At 76.4% G+C, this 15,530-nt stretch carries 16 protein-coding genes; 7 read left to right on the top strand and 9 right to left on the bottom strand.

Annotated features, from left to right (window positions below; genetic code table 11):
• The first annotated feature begins 118 nt into the window (after positions 1-118).
• The 3 genes from ACI79E_RS14175 (at position 119) to ACI79E_RS14165 (ending at position 3,532) form a co-directional block, all read left to right on the top strand.
• Positions 119-1,171, top strand: coding sequence for a helix-turn-helix domain-containing protein (locus ACI79E_RS14175; RefSeq protein ID WP_456933195.1), 1,053 nt, complete (start codon positions 119-121; stop codon positions 1,169-1,171).
• Between the two features lie 67 nt (positions 1,172-1,238).
• A complete protein-coding gene (locus ACI79E_RS14170) occupies positions 1,239-2,417 on the top strand; it encodes an LLM class flavin-dependent oxidoreductase (RefSeq protein ID WP_456933194.1) in 1,179 nt (392 codons plus the stop codon).
• Between the two features lie 65 nt (positions 2,418-2,482).
• On the top strand, positions 2,483-3,532 hold the full coding sequence (locus ACI79E_RS14165; protein WP_456933193.1) for a 2,3-butanediol dehydrogenase: 1,050 nt from the start codon (positions 2,483-2,485) through the stop codon (positions 3,530-3,532).
• 5 nt (positions 3,533-3,537) lie between these two features.
• On the opposite strand, the gene ACI79E_RS14160 is transcribed toward ACI79E_RS14165, so the two are convergent.
• On the bottom strand, positions 3,538-4,308 hold the full coding sequence (locus tag ACI79E_RS14160) for an alpha/beta hydrolase (protein ID WP_456933192.1): 771 nt from the start codon (positions 4,306-4,308) through the stop codon (positions 3,538-3,540).
• A 48-nt stretch (positions 4,309-4,356) separates the two neighbouring features.
• Complete coding sequence (locus ACI79E_RS14155) at positions 4,357-5,733, bottom strand: FAD-dependent oxidoreductase (protein WP_456933191.1); 1,377 nt, start codon at positions 5,731-5,733, stop codon at positions 4,357-4,359.
• A 157-nt stretch (positions 5,734-5,890) separates the two neighbouring features.
• Here ACI79E_RS14155 and ACI79E_RS14150 point away from each other — a divergent pair, with 157 nt between their 5' ends.
• A complete protein-coding gene (locus ACI79E_RS14150) occupies positions 5,891-6,760 on the top strand; it encodes a cold-shock protein (RefSeq protein ID WP_456933190.1) in 870 nt (289 codons plus the stop codon).
• A gap of 43 nt (positions 6,761-6,803) precedes the next feature.
• On the opposite strand, the gene ACI79E_RS14145 is transcribed toward ACI79E_RS14150, so the two are convergent.
• From ACI79E_RS14145 to ACI79E_RS14120, 6 genes are all read right to left on the bottom strand, one after another.
• The gene (locus ACI79E_RS14145) at positions 6,804-7,844 is read right to left on the bottom strand and encodes a cytochrome d ubiquinol oxidase subunit II (protein ID WP_456933189.1); all 1,041 of its coding nucleotides are present in this window, start codon (positions 7,842-7,844) and stop codon (positions 6,804-6,806) included.
• The gene (locus ACI79E_RS14140; RefSeq protein WP_456933188.1) at positions 7,841-9,226 is read right to left on the bottom strand and encodes a cytochrome ubiquinol oxidase subunit I; all 1,386 of its coding nucleotides are present in this window, start codon (positions 9,224-9,226) and stop codon (positions 7,841-7,843) included. Before ACI79E_RS14140 ends, ACI79E_RS14145 begins: the two co-directional genes overlap by 4 nt.
• Before the next feature lie 319 nt (positions 9,227-9,545).
• Entirely contained in the window at positions 9,546-10,019 is a 474-nt protein-coding gene (locus ACI79E_RS14135) for a hypothetical protein (protein ID WP_456933187.1), read from the bottom strand.
• A gap of 6 nt (positions 10,020-10,025) precedes the next feature.
• The gene (locus ACI79E_RS14130; RefSeq protein WP_456933186.1) at positions 10,026-11,285 is read right to left on the bottom strand and encodes an FAD-dependent oxidoreductase; all 1,260 of its coding nucleotides are present in this window, start codon (positions 11,283-11,285) and stop codon (positions 10,026-10,028) included.
• Between the two features lie 55 nt (positions 11,286-11,340).
• Positions 11,341-12,822, bottom strand: a complete 1,482-nt coding sequence (locus ACI79E_RS14125) for a tannase/feruloyl esterase family alpha/beta hydrolase (protein WP_456933185.1) — start codon at positions 12,820-12,822, stop codon at positions 11,341-11,343.
• 61 nt (positions 12,823-12,883) lie between these two features.
• Positions 12,884-13,342, bottom strand: coding sequence for a winged helix-turn-helix transcriptional regulator (locus ACI79E_RS14120; RefSeq protein WP_456933184.1), 459 nt, complete (start codon positions 13,340-13,342; stop codon positions 12,884-12,886).
• Positions 13,343-13,424: 82 nt separating this feature from the next.
• On the opposite strand from ACI79E_RS14120, the gene ACI79E_RS14115 reads away from it, so the two are divergent.
• Both ACI79E_RS14115 and ACI79E_RS14110 read left to right on the top strand, forming a co-directional pair.
• Positions 13,425-13,922 (top strand): N-acetyltransferase family protein, encoded by a 498-nt coding sequence (locus tag ACI79E_RS14115; protein ID WP_456933183.1) that lies wholly within the window; start codon positions 13,425-13,427, stop codon positions 13,920-13,922.
• Between the two features lie 15 nt (positions 13,923-13,937).
• Positions 13,938-14,081 (top strand): hypothetical protein, encoded by a 144-nt coding sequence (locus ACI79E_RS14110; protein ID WP_456933182.1) that lies wholly within the window; start codon positions 13,938-13,940, stop codon positions 14,079-14,081.
• A gap of 7 nt (positions 14,082-14,088) precedes the next feature.
• Here the strand turns inward: ACI79E_RS14110 and mug are convergent, their stop codons facing one another.
• Positions 14,089-14,601, bottom strand: coding sequence for a G/U mismatch-specific DNA glycosylase (gene mug / locus ACI79E_RS14105; RefSeq protein WP_456933181.1), 513 nt, complete (start codon positions 14,599-14,601; stop codon positions 14,089-14,091).
• Between the two features lie 82 nt (positions 14,602-14,683).
• Between mug and ACI79E_RS14100 the strand changes: the two genes are divergently transcribed.
• Positions 14,684-15,508, top strand: coding sequence for an alpha/beta hydrolase fold domain-containing protein (locus ACI79E_RS14100; protein WP_456933180.1), 825 nt, complete (start codon positions 14,684-14,686; stop codon positions 15,506-15,508).
• Positions 15,509-15,530 lie beyond the last annotated feature (22 nt).

Below are 15,530 nucleotides of genomic sequence, written 5' to 3'. Positions count from 1 at the left end.
GGCCGGGCGTCCGACTGTTCACCTTTCGCACAGTCCGCCTCCGTGTGAGCTGGGACATACTCGCTGGGCCGCGGCCCGCCCGGAACGGCGGGCGCCCGGACACCGACAGGAGGTGGGCGTGTCGACCGTCGCCGCGTGGGACTCCTTCCAGGCCGGCGCCGAACCCGCCGGCGTCCGCACCGAGGTGCTGGCCTCGTGGCGGCGCTCCCGGTGGAGCGGGGTCGACCCCGGCCTCGACGTGCCCCCGCTGGGAGCGGCCGACGACGACTCGCCGTTCATCCGCGCCGCCGCGCCGGTGCTGCTGCGCATGGCCGACCTGCTCGCCGACAGCCGCACCTGCCTGGCGCTGGCCGACCCCGACGGGCACGTCGTCTGGCGGTGGGTGTCCGACCGCGTCCTGGGCGCCGAGTGCGACCGGTCGGGCATGCGCTTCGGCGCCACCTTCGACGAGGAGCGGGTCGGGACCTGCGGCATCGGCACCGCCCTGGAGACCGGCCGGATGGCGACCGTCCTCGGCAGCGAGCACTTCGTCGAGTCCTTCCACCGGTGGGCGTGCGTGGCGGTGCCGGTCGTGTCCCCGGTGAGCGGCCGCACGGTCGGCGCGGTCAACGTGACCAGCCGGGCCGCCGAGGCCGGGCCGTTCCTGCAGGTGGCCGCACGGTCGCTGGCCGACGGCGTCCGGACCGCGCTCGCCGAGGCCGCCACGGACGCCGAGCACCGGTTGCTGCGGGCCTTCCTCGCCGCCCGGGAGCGGACGACGGCGCCGGTGCTCACCCTCACCGCGGACCTGCTGCTGGCCGACGCCTCCGCCGCGGCCCTCGGCCTCGACCACGCCGCGGTCTGGGCCGCCGTGTCCGACGCCGGACCCGGCGCGTCGGCGGTGGCCCTCGGCGCGGGCGTCGTCGCCGACGTCGTCCCGGTGCGGCCCGGGTCCCTGCGCGACGGCGCCGTGCTGGTGCTCCGCGCGGCCGCCCCCGCCACACCCGTACCGCCGGCCGGGGGCGCCCCCGCCGGACGGCGGCTGACCCCGCTCGAGCAGGCCGAGTCCGACGTCATCGCCGCCACCCTGGCCGAGTGCGGCGGGAACAAGTCCGCCACCGCCGCGCGGCTCGGCATCTCCCGCGGGACCCTCTACCAGAAGCTGCGTCGCTACCGCCCGCTCACCACGTAGTCCCGATCCCGCAGCCGACCCCGGCTGCGTCCCCTGGTCCACCGCCGCACCCGGAGGAGATCCGCCCATGACCAAGATGCGCTTCGGCCTGTTCATGCCGCCGTTCAACAGCCCGCCCACCCAGAACGCGACGACCTCGCTGCAGCGCGACGTCGAGACCATCCAGCTGCTGGACCGGCTCGGGTTCGACGAGGCCTGGATCGGCGAGCACCACTCGGCGGCCACGGAGATCATCGCCGACCCGCTGACGTTCATCGCCCACGTCGGGGCGCTCACCCGGGACATCAAGCTGGGCACCGGCGTGGTCTCCATCCCGTACCACAACCCGCTGTGGGTCGCCGACCGCGCGATCCTGGTCGACCACCTGCTCCGCGGCCGGTTCATGCTCGGCGTGGGGCCCGGCTCGCTGCCCACCGACGCCGCGATGATCGGCCTCGAGCCCGCCCAGCTGCGCCCGGCGCTGCACGAGGACCTCGACGTGCTGCTGCGCCTGCTGACCACCGAGGAGCCGGTGACGGTGGAGACCGACCGGTACCGGCTGGTCGACGCCCGCTGCCAGCTGGCCCCCTACCAGGACCCGTGCTTCGAGGTCGCGGTCGCCGCCACCGCCTCGCCGACCGGGCCCACCCTCGCCGGCAAGTACGGGCTGGGCATGCTCTCGGTCGGCGCGACCACCAAGGAGGGCTTCGACGTCCTCGCCCACCACTGGAACGTGCTGGAGGCCGAGGCGGCCGCGGCCGGACGGCCCACCGACCGGTCCCGGTGGCGGCTGATGGGGCCGATGCACATCGCCGAGACCCGCGAGCAGGCCGTCGAGGACATCCGCTACGGCTTCGACGCCTTCGTCGACTACACCCAGAAGACCCTCGCCCTCCCGCCGGTCCGCATCCCCGGGGACACCTTCGACGAGCGGCTGGCCTGGCTCGACGAGAGCGGCTGGGGCGTGGTGGGCACGCCGGACGACGCGATCGCGCAGATCCAGCGCCTGGTCGACCAGTCCGACGGCGGGTTCGGCTGCTACATCCTGCTGCAGCACGACTGGGCCAACTGGCAGGCCACCCAGCGCAGCTTCGAGCTGTTCGCCCGCCACGTCATCCCGGCCTTCCAGCCCTCCCAGCGGCGGCTGCTGGCCGCGGAGTCCTGGGCCCGCGGCAAGCACGCCGAGCTCGACGCCAAGAACGGCGCCGCGATCCAGGCGGCGTCCGACCGGTACGCCCAGGAGCGGGCCGCCGCCGGTCAGGCCTGACCCGTGCGGGGTGCCGCCGGACGGGCTCCGGCGGCACCCCCTCCCGACCTCCCGAGGAGGCACCCGTGAAGGCAGCCCGCTTCCACGCCCGCGAGGACGTCCGGATCGAGGACGTCGAGGAGCCCTCGCCCGGGCCCGGCCAGGTCAAGCTGCGCAACGCCTACGCCGGCATCTGCGGCTCGGACCTGCACGTCTACTACACCCCGGAGAGCTCCGGCCTGGACTACACCACCCCGCACCCGCTGACCGGCTCGATGCCGCCCCAGGTGCTCGGCCACGAGTTCTCCGGCACCGTCGTGGAGCTCGGCGACGGCGTGGACGGCGTGACCGTCGGCGACCGGGTCGCGGTCTGGCCGGTCTACCACTGCGGGCGGTGCGCGGCCTGCCGCGCGGGCATGGTCAACACCTGCCGCAGCTTCGGCTTCCACGGCCTGACCAGTGACGGCGGTGGCATGGCCGAGTTCACGACGGTGCCCGCCACGATGCTGCACCGGTTGCCCGAACAGGTCGACCTGCGCATGGGGGCGCTCGTCGAGCCCATGGCGGTGGCCTGGCACGCCGTCGACACCAGCGGCATCCGCCCCGGACAGACGGCGCTGGTCGCCGGCGCGGGGCCGATCGGCATCGGTCTGTGGTTCGCGCTGCGCGCCCGCGGCGTCGAGACCGTGGTCGTCTCCGAGCCCAGTCCGTCCCGGCGCGCCGCGGTGGCCGGGCTCGGCGCGACGCACGTCGTCGACCCGACCGGCGGGGACCTCGCCGCGGCCGTCGCCGACGTCACCGGTGGCGACGGGGTGGACGTGGCGTTCGACGCGGCCGGCGCCGGGGCCGCGGTCGTGCAGGCGATCGGTCTGCTGGCTCCCGGCGGTCGGCTGGTCGTCGTCGCCCTGCACGAGAAGGGGTTCGAGTTCAACCCGACCGTGCTCGTGTTCGGCGAGACGTCGATGACCGGCGTGCTGGCCTACCTGCCGCGGGACTTCGACGCGGTCATCGCGGCGATGGCCGAGGGCCGCTACGACACCACCGGGTGGGTGGAGGAGATCGACGTGGACGACCTGGTCGGCGCCTTCGGCCGGCTGCGCACCGGATCGGGGATGAAGGTCCTCGTGCGGGTCTGACCCGCTCACCCGGGCGGGACGAGCCAGCGGGCCGCCTCGTCGGCGATCTCCGGGGGCACCGTGTGCCCCCCGGCGAACTCGCGGTACGTGACGTCGTGACCGGCGTCCCGCAGGGCGGGGACGATCCGGGCGCTGGTCCGCCGCAGCGGCAGGACGTCGTCGGCGACGCCGTGGGAGACGAAGACGGCCGGCCGGCCCGAGGGCCGCGCCGGGGGCACGAAGCCCGGTGAGAAGGCCACGACGCGGCGGAACAGCCCTCCGTTGGCCAGGCCGACCCCGAGGGCGTAGGAGGCCCCGTCGGAGAACCCGGCGACCGCCACGCGCCCCGGGTCGACCGGGCCCAGGGCGAGGACCCGCGCCAGCGCGCGGTCCAGGAGCTCGGTGTCGGCGCCGTAGCCCCCCTGCACGGCGTCCCAGGTCGCGCCGCGGGAGGCCGGGGCGAGGAGGACCAGACCCACCCGGTCGGCCTGCTGCCGCAGGAGGTGCAGCCCTGCGGCGGCGTCGCCGCCGGCGCCGTGCAGGGTCACCACCAGCGCCGCCGGTCTCCCTGGTGACAGGCCGGGCGGCACGTGCAGGAGCACCTCGCGGGGAGCCCCGAGTCCGAGCGGACGGGTGCCGGCGGCGGGGAACGACCCGGACGCCTCCGCCGCCGGCCGCGCCGACAGGACCGCGGCGCCGTCCGCGGGCGCGCCGACGTCGGCCGGGCCGCAGCCGGCCAGGAGCCCCCCGAGGGCGAGGCCGCCCCCGGCGGCGAGCACGCTGCGACGGGTCGGCACGGGGGTCCGGTACCCCGGCCGGACCGACCGGCCGCAGGACACCCGGTGTCACAGCCGCCGGACGTCGGCCTCCACGGCGTCGAAGGCCTTGCGTGCGGCGATGAGCACGGGGTCCCAGACCGGGGAGAACGGCGGGGCGTAGGAGAGGTCGAGGGAGAGGATCTCGTCGACGCCCATCTCGTTCCAGATGCAGATGGCGAGGGCGTCGATGCGCTTGGCCGACTCCGCCCGGCCGACGATCTGCGCCCCCAGCAGCCGTCCGCTGCGCCGTTCGGCGATCATCTTGACCCGGATGGGCTGGGCGCCGGGGAAGTAGCCGGCCTTCGTGGTGGAGTCGACGACGGCCGTGACGAAGGAGTAGCCGGCCGCGTCGGCCTCCTCCTCGGACAGGCCGGTGCGCGCCGCCTCCACGTCGCAGATCTTGGTGATCGCGGTGCCGATGACGCCGGGGAAGGTGGCGTACCCGCCGGCGATGTTGATGCCGGCCACCCGGCCCTGCTTGTTGGCGTGGGTGCCGAGCGCGACCACGACCCGCTGGCCGGAGAGCCGGTGGCGGGACTCCACGCAGTCCCCCGCCGCCCACACCCCCTCGACGTCGGTGCGCATGCGGGCGTCGACGGAGACCCCACCGGAGATGCCCAGGGGGATGCCGGCCTCCTGCGCCAGCCGGACCGCCGGCCGGACCCCCAGGCCCAGCACCACCAGGTCGGCGGGCAGCTCGCGGCCGCTCGCGGTGACCACGGCGCGCGCCCGGCCGTCGGCGCCGGTCTCGATCGCGGCGACCGGGTCGGAGAGGACCAGCTCGATCCCCTCCTGGCGCACCGCCTCGGCGATGAACTCCCCGACATCGGGGTCGAAGGTGCCCACCGGGGTGGCCGACCGGTCGACGACGGTGACGTCGAGGCCCCGCACCCGGCAGGCCTCGGCGATCTCCAGCCCGATGTAGCCGCCGCCCACCACGACCACCCGGCGGACGTCACCGGCGTCCAGCGCGGCGCGCAGCGCCACCCCGTCGTCGAGCACCTGCACGCCGTGCACACCGGGGGCGTCGATGCCGGGCACCGGCGGGCGCATCGGGACGCTGCCGGTCGCGTAGACCAGGTCGTCGAACGGCTCGACGCCCGACCCGCCGCCGGCCAGGTCGTGCCAGTGGACGACCCGGCGGTCCAGGTCGATCCCGACGACCTCCGTGCGCATCCGGACGTCGATGCCGGCGGCCCGGTGCTGCTCCGGCGTCCGGGCGACCAGCGCCGCCTCGGACTCCACCGCGCCGCTGATCCAGTACGGGATGCCGCACGCGGAGTACGACGTGGCCCGGCCCCGCTCGAACACGACGACGTCGAGGTCCGGCCGCCGCTTGCGCGCCTGCGACGCCGCGCTGGCGCCGGCGGCGTCCCCACCCACCACGACCACCCGCTTGCCCACGAGCGCACGGTAGGGGCAGCCGGGCCGCGGCGCCGGGTGTGCGACGCGATCGGAGGATCCGGGCCGGGGCGGGGGAACCGGGTGCCGGGTGGGTAGGGCACCCTGGGCGTGGGTGACGGGACCGACCCGTCGCGCCGGACGACGCAGGAGCAGGTACATGCCGCAGGGCACGGTGAAGTGGTTCAACGCCGACAAGGGCTTCGGGTTCATCGAGCCCGACGACGGCAGCCCGGACGTCTTCGTCCACTTCTCGGCGATCGCCGACACCGGTGGTTACCGCAGCCTGGACGAGGGTCAGCGGGTCGAGTTCGAGACCAGTCAGGGGCAGCGGGGGCCCCAGGCGGAAGGGGTCCGGCCGGTCGGCGGGGCGCCGGGCGGCCGCGGCGGGGACCGCGGCCGGGACGCCGGCTACCGGGACCGCGAGGGCGGCCGCGACCGCGGCCGGTCGCCGTCCCGGGGCGGGAGCCGCAGCACCGGCACGGTGTCGTGGTTCAACGCCGAGAAGGGCTTCGGCTTCATCACCCCCGACGACGGCAGCGCCGACGTGTTCGTGCACTTCTCCGCGATCGCCGACACCGGGGGCTACCGCAGCCTGGACGAGGGCCAGCGGGTCGAGTACGAGGCCACCCAGGGGCAGCGGGGTCCGCAGGCCGAGGACGTCCGCCCCGAGGGGGGCGGCGGACGCGGCCGTGACTCGGGGCCCCGCGACTCCGGCTACCGCGACTCGGGCTACCGCGACCAGGGCTACCGCGACCAGGGCTACCGGGACGCCGGTCCGCGCGGCGGCGGCCCCCGCGGCGGTGGCGGTGGTGGCGGCGGCCGGGCCCGCGGCACGGTGAAGTGGTTCAACGCCGAGAAGGGCTTCGGCTTCATCGAGCCCGACGACGGCGGCCCCGACGTCTTCGTGCACTTCTCCGCGATCGCCGACCAGGGCGGGTACCGCAGCCTCGACGAGGGGCAGCGCGTGGAGTACGAGGCCAGCCCCGGCCAGCGCGGCCCGCAGGCCGACTCCGTCCAGGGCATCTGACCCTCCGGCCCGGCGCGGCGGTCGGCCGCGCCGGGCCCCGGGGTCAGCCGGGGGCGCCACCGCCGGCTGACGGGGTGCCGGCCGCGTGCTGCGGAGGCGCACGCTGGAACAGGACGTAGAGGTACACCAGCGCCGGCACCAGCAGCACCGAGCCGGCCAGGAGCGCCACGAGCATCGCGACGAGGGTGGGCCGCCCGCCGGCGGCCTGCTCGATGGTCAGGTCCGGGACGAGCACGTACGGGTACTGGGCCACGGCCCAGCCCACCAGGATCGCGGTGACCGCCAGCGCCGACGCCGCCCGGGCCGGCACGTACCGCCGCGTGGCGAGCAGGCCCAGCGCGGCCAGCCCGGCCACCACCGACAGCGCCACCACGGGCAGGGCCCGGCCGGTCAGCCCCTCGAACAGCTGCGGCGCGTCGGCACGCAGCACGAACAGCCCGGCGATGCCGGCCGCGCCGGTGACGGCGGCGGTGCCCAGCGCGCGGGTCCGGAACTGCCGGACCAGGTCGTCGGCGCCCTCGCGCCGGGCGTCCGCGCAGAGGAAGACCGCCGCGAGGTGGGCGCAGACGAGGACCGCCAGCACGCCGCCGAGCGCCGACGTCGGGTTGAGCCAGCTGGTGAGGACGTCGCCGGCCGCGATGCCCGGCGGCACCCGCCCGGAGGCCACCCCGCCCACCACCGCCCCGAGGAAGTACGGCGTGGCCAGCGACGACAGCGCGAAGCAGGCCCCGAGGAAGCGGCGCAGGCCCAGGGTGGTCACGCTCTTGCGGAACGCGAAGGCCGCACCGCGGGCGATCATCCCGAACGCGGCGAGGGTCAGCGGGATGTAGAGGGTGGTCACCACGGCCGCGAACGCCCCGGGGAACGCCGTCCAGAGGACGACGAGCACGAAGATCAGCCAGACGTGGTTGGCCTCCCAGATCGGGGCGATGGACCGCTCGATCAGCCCCCGCTGCGGGCCGCCGCGCCGGGTGCCGCCGGCCAGCAGGTCCCAGATGCCGGCGCCGAAGTCCGCGCCGCCGAACACCCCGTAGGCGACGAGGCCGACGAACATGACGCTGAGCACCACCTCGGCCAGCGTCATCGCAGCGCCACCTCGCCCGCGTCGCGGTCCGGCGGCGGGGCGTCGCGCTCCTGCGGGGCCGGGGTCGCGGAGCTGCGCGCCAGGCGGCGCAGCACCACGACGGTGAGCGCGGTGAGCGCCACGTAGACGACCACCACGGCGTAGAAGCCGAGGTACAGGCCGGGCGCGGGGCTGACGGCGTCCGCGGTGCGCAGGATGCCGTACACCGTCCACGGCTGGCGGCCGACCTCGGTGGTGATCCAGCCGGCCTCCATGGCGACGACGGCCGCGACGCCGGAGACCGCCACCGCCCGCAGGAACCACGGCGTGCCGGGGAGGCGCCGGCGCCGCCACCACACGAGGCCGAACCACAGCGCCAGCAGCAGCAGCGCCGTGCCGAGGCCCACCATCGTGTCGAAGGCCAGGTGCACCACGTTCACCGGTGGCCGCTCGTCGGGCGGGAACTCGGCCAGGCCGGTCACCACCGCGTCGGGGTCGTGGTGGACGAGCAGGGACAGGCCGTTGGGGATCTCCAGCGCGTAGCGCATCTCGTCGTCGACGAAGACCCCGCCGATCGACAGGGGCGCGCCGGCGGTGGTCTCGTAGAGCCCCTCCATCGCGGCCAGCTTGGCCGGCTGGTTGTCGGCGACGGTGTTGGCGATCCAGTCACCGACGACCAGCTGCACCGGCGAGGCCACCGCCGCGAACGTCAGCGGCAGGAGCAGCCCGGCGCGGTGCCGGGCGTCGCGGCGGCCGCGGAGCATGCCGACGGCGTACACCGACGCCACGGTGAACCCGGTGACCATGTAGGCGGCCAGCAGCATGTGCACCACCTGCGGCCAGGTGGACGGGCCGAACATGGCCGCCCACGGCTGCGCGTCCACCACCCGGCCCTGCTCGTCGAGCCGGAACCCGGTGGGGTTGTTCATCCACGCGTTGGCGGCGACGACGAAGAACGCCCCGGCCATGCCGGACACGACCATCGGGAGGGCGCTGAGCATGTGCACCCGGGGCGGCAGCCGGTCCCAGCCGAACAGGTAGACGCCCACGAAGATCGCCTCGATGAAGAAGGCGAACCCCTCGAGCACGAAGGGGAAGCCGTAGACCTCGCCGAAGCGGTCCATGAGGCCCGGCCACAGGATGCCCATCTCGAACGACAGCAGGGTGCCCGACACCGCGCCGGCGGCGAACAGCACGCCCATCGCCTTGGCCCACGTCCGGGCCAGCCCGCTCAGGACGGCGTCCCCCCGCCGGTGGCCCAGCCACTCGGCGACGACGGTGATCAGCGGGAAGGCGACCCCGAAGCAGGCGAAGACGATGTGCCAGCCCAGCGACAGGGCCATCTGCATGCGCGCCGGGTAGAGGTTCTCGGCCGCGTCGGCCAGCAGTACCGAGGGGTCCACGCCACGGCTCCGCTCTGGTCGCCCCCGCCGCGGGGCGGGGGACGGGTACCCGCGCGGACGGCGTCCGCACCCCGCGCGCGGGAGGGCACACGCGGGGCGTCCCGGGTCTAGCGTCGGGTGATGACGATGCCACCGCCTCCCGCGCCCCAGCCACCCTCGCCGTCACCGTCGCCCGTGGACCCGGTCTCCCCACCCGGCCCCGCGCCGGTGCCGCAGCCCGGCCCCACGGACCCGACGGCACCCCCGCCGGAGCAGCCCCCGGCGGTCTGAGCGCGGCCGGCCGCGGCCCGCGCGGCGGCCGCCGGCCGCGTGCCGGGGGTCAGGTCCGCTGCCGGGGCGGCTCCGCCCCGGCCCGGGCGGCGGCCGCACCGGTGCTGCGGGGCTCGACGGGCAACCGGAAGGCCAGGACGACGAGCGCCACGGCGGCCAGCGACACCAGGCTGAGGGTGACCGTCTGCAGCACCTCGTCGCTGGTCGTCTCGAGGACGTGCACGTGCTGCTGGTGGTAGAGCTGGTGCGGCAGGTTGGCCACGACGGCGGCCAGGCCGGTGGCCCGGGCCAGCCACACGCCGCCGGTCAGCAGCGCCACCAGGGCCACCACGCCCACGGCCAGGTTGCCCTGCCCGACGTCGCGGAGCAGGTGCTCGTTGTACGGGCCGTCCACGTCGACCCAGTGCCGGCCGAAGCCGGGGAAGTCGCGGAAGAAGCTGGCCGGGGCGAGCACCTGCCACGCGCCGACGGCGAGACCGAAGAAGGCGAACCAGGCCAGCAGCCCGGCGACCGCGCGGCGCACGGGGCGTCACCCGCCCGGCGCGGCCGCCGCGGCGGTCCGCGCCCGGGCCCCGGGGGGTGCGTGCTCGGGCAGCACGCCGATGCCGATCACGCGGGCCGGCAGGCCCTGCAGCACGGGGTGCCGGGCGAGCACCCGCAGCACGCGGGGCGTGCCCACCGGCCGGTCGCCGGCCAGCACCCGCTGGAGGAAGCGGGCCTGGATCTGCCGCTGCAGGAACTGGGTGAGGACCGTCGGCAGCAGCCGCCGCAGCCGCACCCGGGCGAGGTCCCGGGGGCTCACCGCGCCGCGGCGCAGCGGGCCGGCGAGCAGGCGGGCCGCGGCGGCGGCGTCCTGGACGGCGAGGTTGATGCCCACCCCGCCGATCGGGGACATCGCGTGCGCGGCGTCCCCGACGAGCAGCAGCCCGGGCCGGTGCCAGCGCCGCGACCGGTCCACCCGCACGGTCAGCACCCGGACGTCGTCCCACCCGCGCAGTGCGGCCACCGCCGCGGGCATCGCCGGCAGCAGCGTGGCGAGGTCGGCGCGGAAGGCCTCGAACCCGGCCGCCTGCAGTCCGGCGAAGCCCCCCTTGGGCACGAGGTACGCCGACTGCCAGTAGTCCCCGCGGTCGAGCAGGATGAGCAGCCGGCCGCGGGTGACCCGGCCCGCGCCGCCGAACTGCGGGCCCCCGTCGCCGGGGAGCTTCGGCAGCCGGGTCCACAGCACGTCCATCGGTGCGCCGAACTCGCGCAGCCGCAGGCCGGCGGCCTCGCGCACGCGGGAGTGCCGGCCGTCGGCGGCCACGGTCAGCGTCGCGCGGACCTCGTGCTCCTCCCCGTCCGGGGTGCGGTACCGCACGCCGCGCACCGCGCCGTCCTCGCTCAGCAGCCCGACCACCTCGGCGTCCATGCGCAGGCCGAACGTGGGCAGCTCCCGCGCGCGGTCGGCGAGGAAGTCCAGCAGGTCCCACTGCGGCACGAACGCCACGAAGGGGAACCGGCCGGGCAGCCGGCCGAAGTCGGCGAGGACGAACGTGCCGTCGTCGGTGGTCACCCCGAGCCGGGTCACCTCCGAGTGCGGCAGCTGCAGGAACTCGTCGGCCAGGCCGAGCTCGTCGAGCAGGCGCAGCGTCGAGGGGTGCACGGTGTCACCGCGGAAGTCGCGCAGGAAGTCACCGTGCTTCTCCAGCACCAGGACCTCGACCCCCTGCCGCGCCAGCAGCAGGCCGAGCACCATCCCCGCCGGGCCGCCCCCGGCGATGCAGCAGGTCACCGACTCGACAGCCATCGCCGCCTCCCCTCGCCCCGACAGCGTCGACCCGCGACCGCCGCCGGGGCAAGGCTCAGCGGCCCGGCGGCAGGACCAGCCGGGTGCCCTCGGCACGGGTGAAGCTCGCCGCGTCGTCCGGGTCGCCCTCACCGGTCCAGCGGGCCACCCCGGGGTAGGCGTAGACCGGGCGGGCCGAGGCGACCGCGCCGTCCTCCGTCGTCCGGACCGCGCGGATCTCCTCCGGGGCGGTGCCCTGCTCCACCCACGCCACCAGGGCCTCGAACTGCCCGGTCGGCTGCGGCCCGGCCCCGCCGCCGCAGTGCCCGACGCCCGGTGCGAGGAACAGCCGCAGGACCTCGTCGGTGCGCTCGGCGCCCATCCGCGCCCGCACCCGCTCGTAGTAGTCGACGGTGCCCTGGAACGGGATGCCGAAGTCCGCCGCCCCGTGCCACAGCAGCGCCCTGCCACCGCGGTCGGCGAACGCCGACAGGTCCGGGTCGTCGGCGGCGAGGACGGCGGAGTACATCTCCACCGACCGGTCGAAGTGGGCCTCGAACGCCTCGCGGGTGAGGGTGCGCCAGTCCCAGGAGGGGTCCTGCTCGAGGAACAGGCCGATCCACCACAGGTCGAAGACGAACGGCTGCCCGACCAGCTCCCCGTCGACGACCGCGGTGTCGTGCAGCCCGGCGAACGGGGCACCCGGCGCCAGCCCGTACCAGAGGAACCCGCCGTCCCGGCGCCGCGGGCCCTCGCCGATCCGGCGGACGACCTCCACCTCCGCGGCGGTCAACCCGCCGTCCGGGGTGGGCAGTCCGACGAGCGCGTCGAAGTCCGGCCGGGCGGCCAGCGGGTCGCCGACCACCCGGTCGCGGACGCCGTCGCCGACCGTGTCGCACTGCTCCACGATCGCGTCCAGCGCCGCCGCGAACTTGGCCGCCGACACGAACGTCCCCGACTCGAGCATGACCAGCTGGCCCCAGATCTGGCCGACCTGCATCCGCGGCCAGTTGATGGCGGGGGCACCGGAGAGCACGCCGTCGTAGTCGGCCGGGTACCGCTGGGCCTCCATCAGCCCCTGCCGGCCGCCCGTGGAGCAGCCGGTGAAGTACGAGTAGGCGGGGCCCTCGCCGTAGTACGCGGTGACGACGGCCTTGGCCGCGACGGTCATGTCGTGGATGCCGACGTGGCCGAAGTCCCGGATGGCCTGCCAGTCCAGGCGCCCGCGGGCGTCGAGGGCGAAGGACGCGGTGGCGTCGGGGTGCCCGGCGTCGGTCGCGGCGCAGGCGTAGCCGGCGCGCAGCGGGTCGAGCAGGGACTCCGGCGAGCCGCCGAGGAAGCCGCCGCCCCCGACGCCCTGGAACCGCCCGTTCCAGTCCTCGGCGGGCAGGTGCACCCAGACGGTCACGCGGTCCCGCGCCGGAGGGTGGGTGACGGTCAGCTGCACGCGGCAGGAGGCGGGCGTCGTCGCGTCGCCGGGGTGGTCGACCACCGAGTCGACGGTCGTGTCGGGGAGCGACAGGGCGGCGAGACGGCGAGGGTCCCCGGAGGCCGGCATGCCCTCGACCCTGTCAGCGGCCCCGGACCGGCGTCACGCCGGCTTCCGCCCGCGGGAACGGTCAGCCGGAGGGCACCCGGGGCACGGGCCGCACCTCGCGGGCGCCGGAGAGCTCGTGCCCCGCGGCGCAGACCAGGGTCAGGTGCACGGGCTCGCCGCAGTCGCGGTGCCGCAGCTCCAGCGGGGGCTCGCCGTCCTCGGTGAGGTACCGGTCGCCCCACTCCATGAGCGCAACCAGCGCGGGGTACAGGTCGACGCCCTTGCGGGTCAGCCGGTACTCGTGCCGTTGCCGCTCCCCCTCGGCCTGGTACGGCACCCGGCGCAGCACCCCCTGGTCCACCAGCGTGGCCAGTCGGTCGGTGAGCACCGCGCGGGGGGCGCCCAGCACCCGCTGGAAGTCGGCGAACCGGCGCACGCCGAGGAACGCCTCGCGCAGCACCAGCAGGCTCCACTTCTCCCCGACGACGGCCAGCGTGCCGGCGACCGAGCACCGGGACCGGTCCCAGACGGCGTCGCTCACCACGTCAGGGTACCGCGCTGGGTTCACTTGACGAACTCACTCATGGGGAGCAGAGTTCGCTTCACGAACTCAGGAGGCCGGCATGGACATCCCCCTCCCCACCCGGCCGGTGCGCGCCGACGACGCGCCCCGGTTCTGCCGGCTGTGGAGCCGGCTGTCCCCCGAGACGGTCCACCGCCGCTTCCACGCCCCGCTGCACCGGCCGCCGTCCGACGCGCTGCCGCACCTGGTCGAGGTCGACCACGACCTGCGCGAGGCCCTCGTCGCCGTCGTCGGCGACGAGGTCGTCGGTGTGGCCCGGTACGACCGGTCGCCCACGGCACCGGCCACCGCCGAGGTCGCCGTCGTGGTCGAGGACGGGTGGCAGCGCGCCGGCGTCGGCCGCCAGCTGCTGCGCGACCTGCTGGACCTGGCCGCGCGCCGCGGCGTCACCACCGTCGTCGCGGACGTCCAGGCCGACAACGACCGCGTCGTCGGCCTGGTCCGGCGGCTGCTGCCCGGCGCCAGCCTCACCCCCGCGGACGGCGTGTACGCCGTCTCCGCTCCGCTCCCCCGCGTGCCGGCGCCGGCCGGCACCTGACCCGAGGAACCCGCCATGTCCCGTCTGCGCACCCGCCTGGCCGAGCACCGGCGGACCAGGGCCCTGCGGCGCGAGGAGCGCGCCTTCGCCCGGCTGCTCGACACCGCCCCGACGCCGGAGGCCGCGCACGAGCTGCGCTCGCTGGCCACCCGCCGCTGAGGCCGGCTCAGCCGGTGGCCGGCGGCCGCAGCTGTCGGTAGATCCGCGCGAGGTCGGGCAGCTGGTGGTGGGCGTTGAGCCCGCTCGGGTTCGGCACCACCCAGGTGACGGCGCCCCCCAGCCGCTCCTCCTGCCGCCCGGCCACCGCCCGGGGCCGGCCGAACGCCTGCCGCCAGGCGGTGATGCCCAGGACGGCGAGCACCCGCGGCCGGTGCCGGGACACGAGCTCGGCCAGCGCCGCCGCGCCCGCCCGCAACTCGTCGGGGCCCAGCTCCGCCGCGGTGCGGGTGGGCCGGTCGACCAGGTTGGTCACGCCCAGCCCGTGGCGCAGCAGCTCGCGGTCCTCCTCGGGGGCCAGCCGCCGCGGCGTCAGCCCCGCCAGGTGCAACGCGGGCCAGAACCGGTTGCCGGGTCGGGCGAAGTGGTGCCCGCGCGCGGCGGAGACCAACGACGGGTTGATGCCGCAGAACAGCACGTCCAGGTCGTCGGCCACCACGTCGGGGAGCGGCTTGGCCGGCACCCGGCGGAGCCTAGCCTCGGTCGGACCGGCCGCCGGCGGACCGGGGAGACTGGCCGGGCCCGTCCCCTCCCCCTGGAGCGCCATGTCCACGTCCGTCACCCGCGACCTCGTCTACGCCCGGCCCGACGGCGTACCGCTGCACCTGGACCTGTACGTCCCGGCCACCCCCCGGCCCGCGCCGGTGGTGGTCTACCTGCACGGTGGCGGCTGGCTGCGGGGCTCGCGCACCGACCGGGCGGCCGAGCGGCTGCAGCCGGTGGCCGCGTCCGGGGTGGCGGTCGCGGCGGTCCAGTACCGGCTCAGCGGGCAGGCGACCTTCCCCGCCCCGCTGGACGACGTCCGTGCCGCCGTCCGGTGGCTGCGGGCCGAGGGCCCGCGGTTCGGTGTCGACGCCGGCCGCGTCGGCGTGTGGGGCGCCTCCGCCGGCGGGCACCTGGCCGCGCTCGCCGCCCTGTGCCCGGACGCCCGGGACGCCGAGCTGGGCGACAGCTCCGTGCAGGCCGCGGTCCCCTGGTTCGCCACCACCGACCTGCTGGCACGCGCGACCGACGTCCCCGAGGGGCCGCTGCCGCCGTTCGTCAGCGGCCCGCCGCTGCAGCCGTCCTTCGAGGCCCGGCTGCTCGGGCTGCGCGATCCCTCCGACGACCCGGAGCGGGCCCGGGCCGCCAGCCCGCTGACCCACGTGCGGGCCGGCGCCCCGCCGTTCCTGGTCGTGCACGGGGACGCCGACGGCCTGGTGCCGGCCACGCACAGCCGGCGACTGGTGGCCGCGCTGCGCGACGCGGGGGTGCCGACGTCGTTCCACCTGCTCGGCGGGGCCAACCACGAGGACCCGGCCTTCGACGGCCCGGCCAGCCTCGGCGCGGTGAGCGGCTTCCTCCGCGCCACCCTCGCCCCGGGGGACTGACGCGGGGAGGGGACGCCGGCGG

The sequence above is a fragment of the Geodermatophilus sp. SYSU D00079 genome (assembly GCF_054050635.1).
This window is presented reverse-complemented; position numbering and strand designations above follow the sequence as displayed.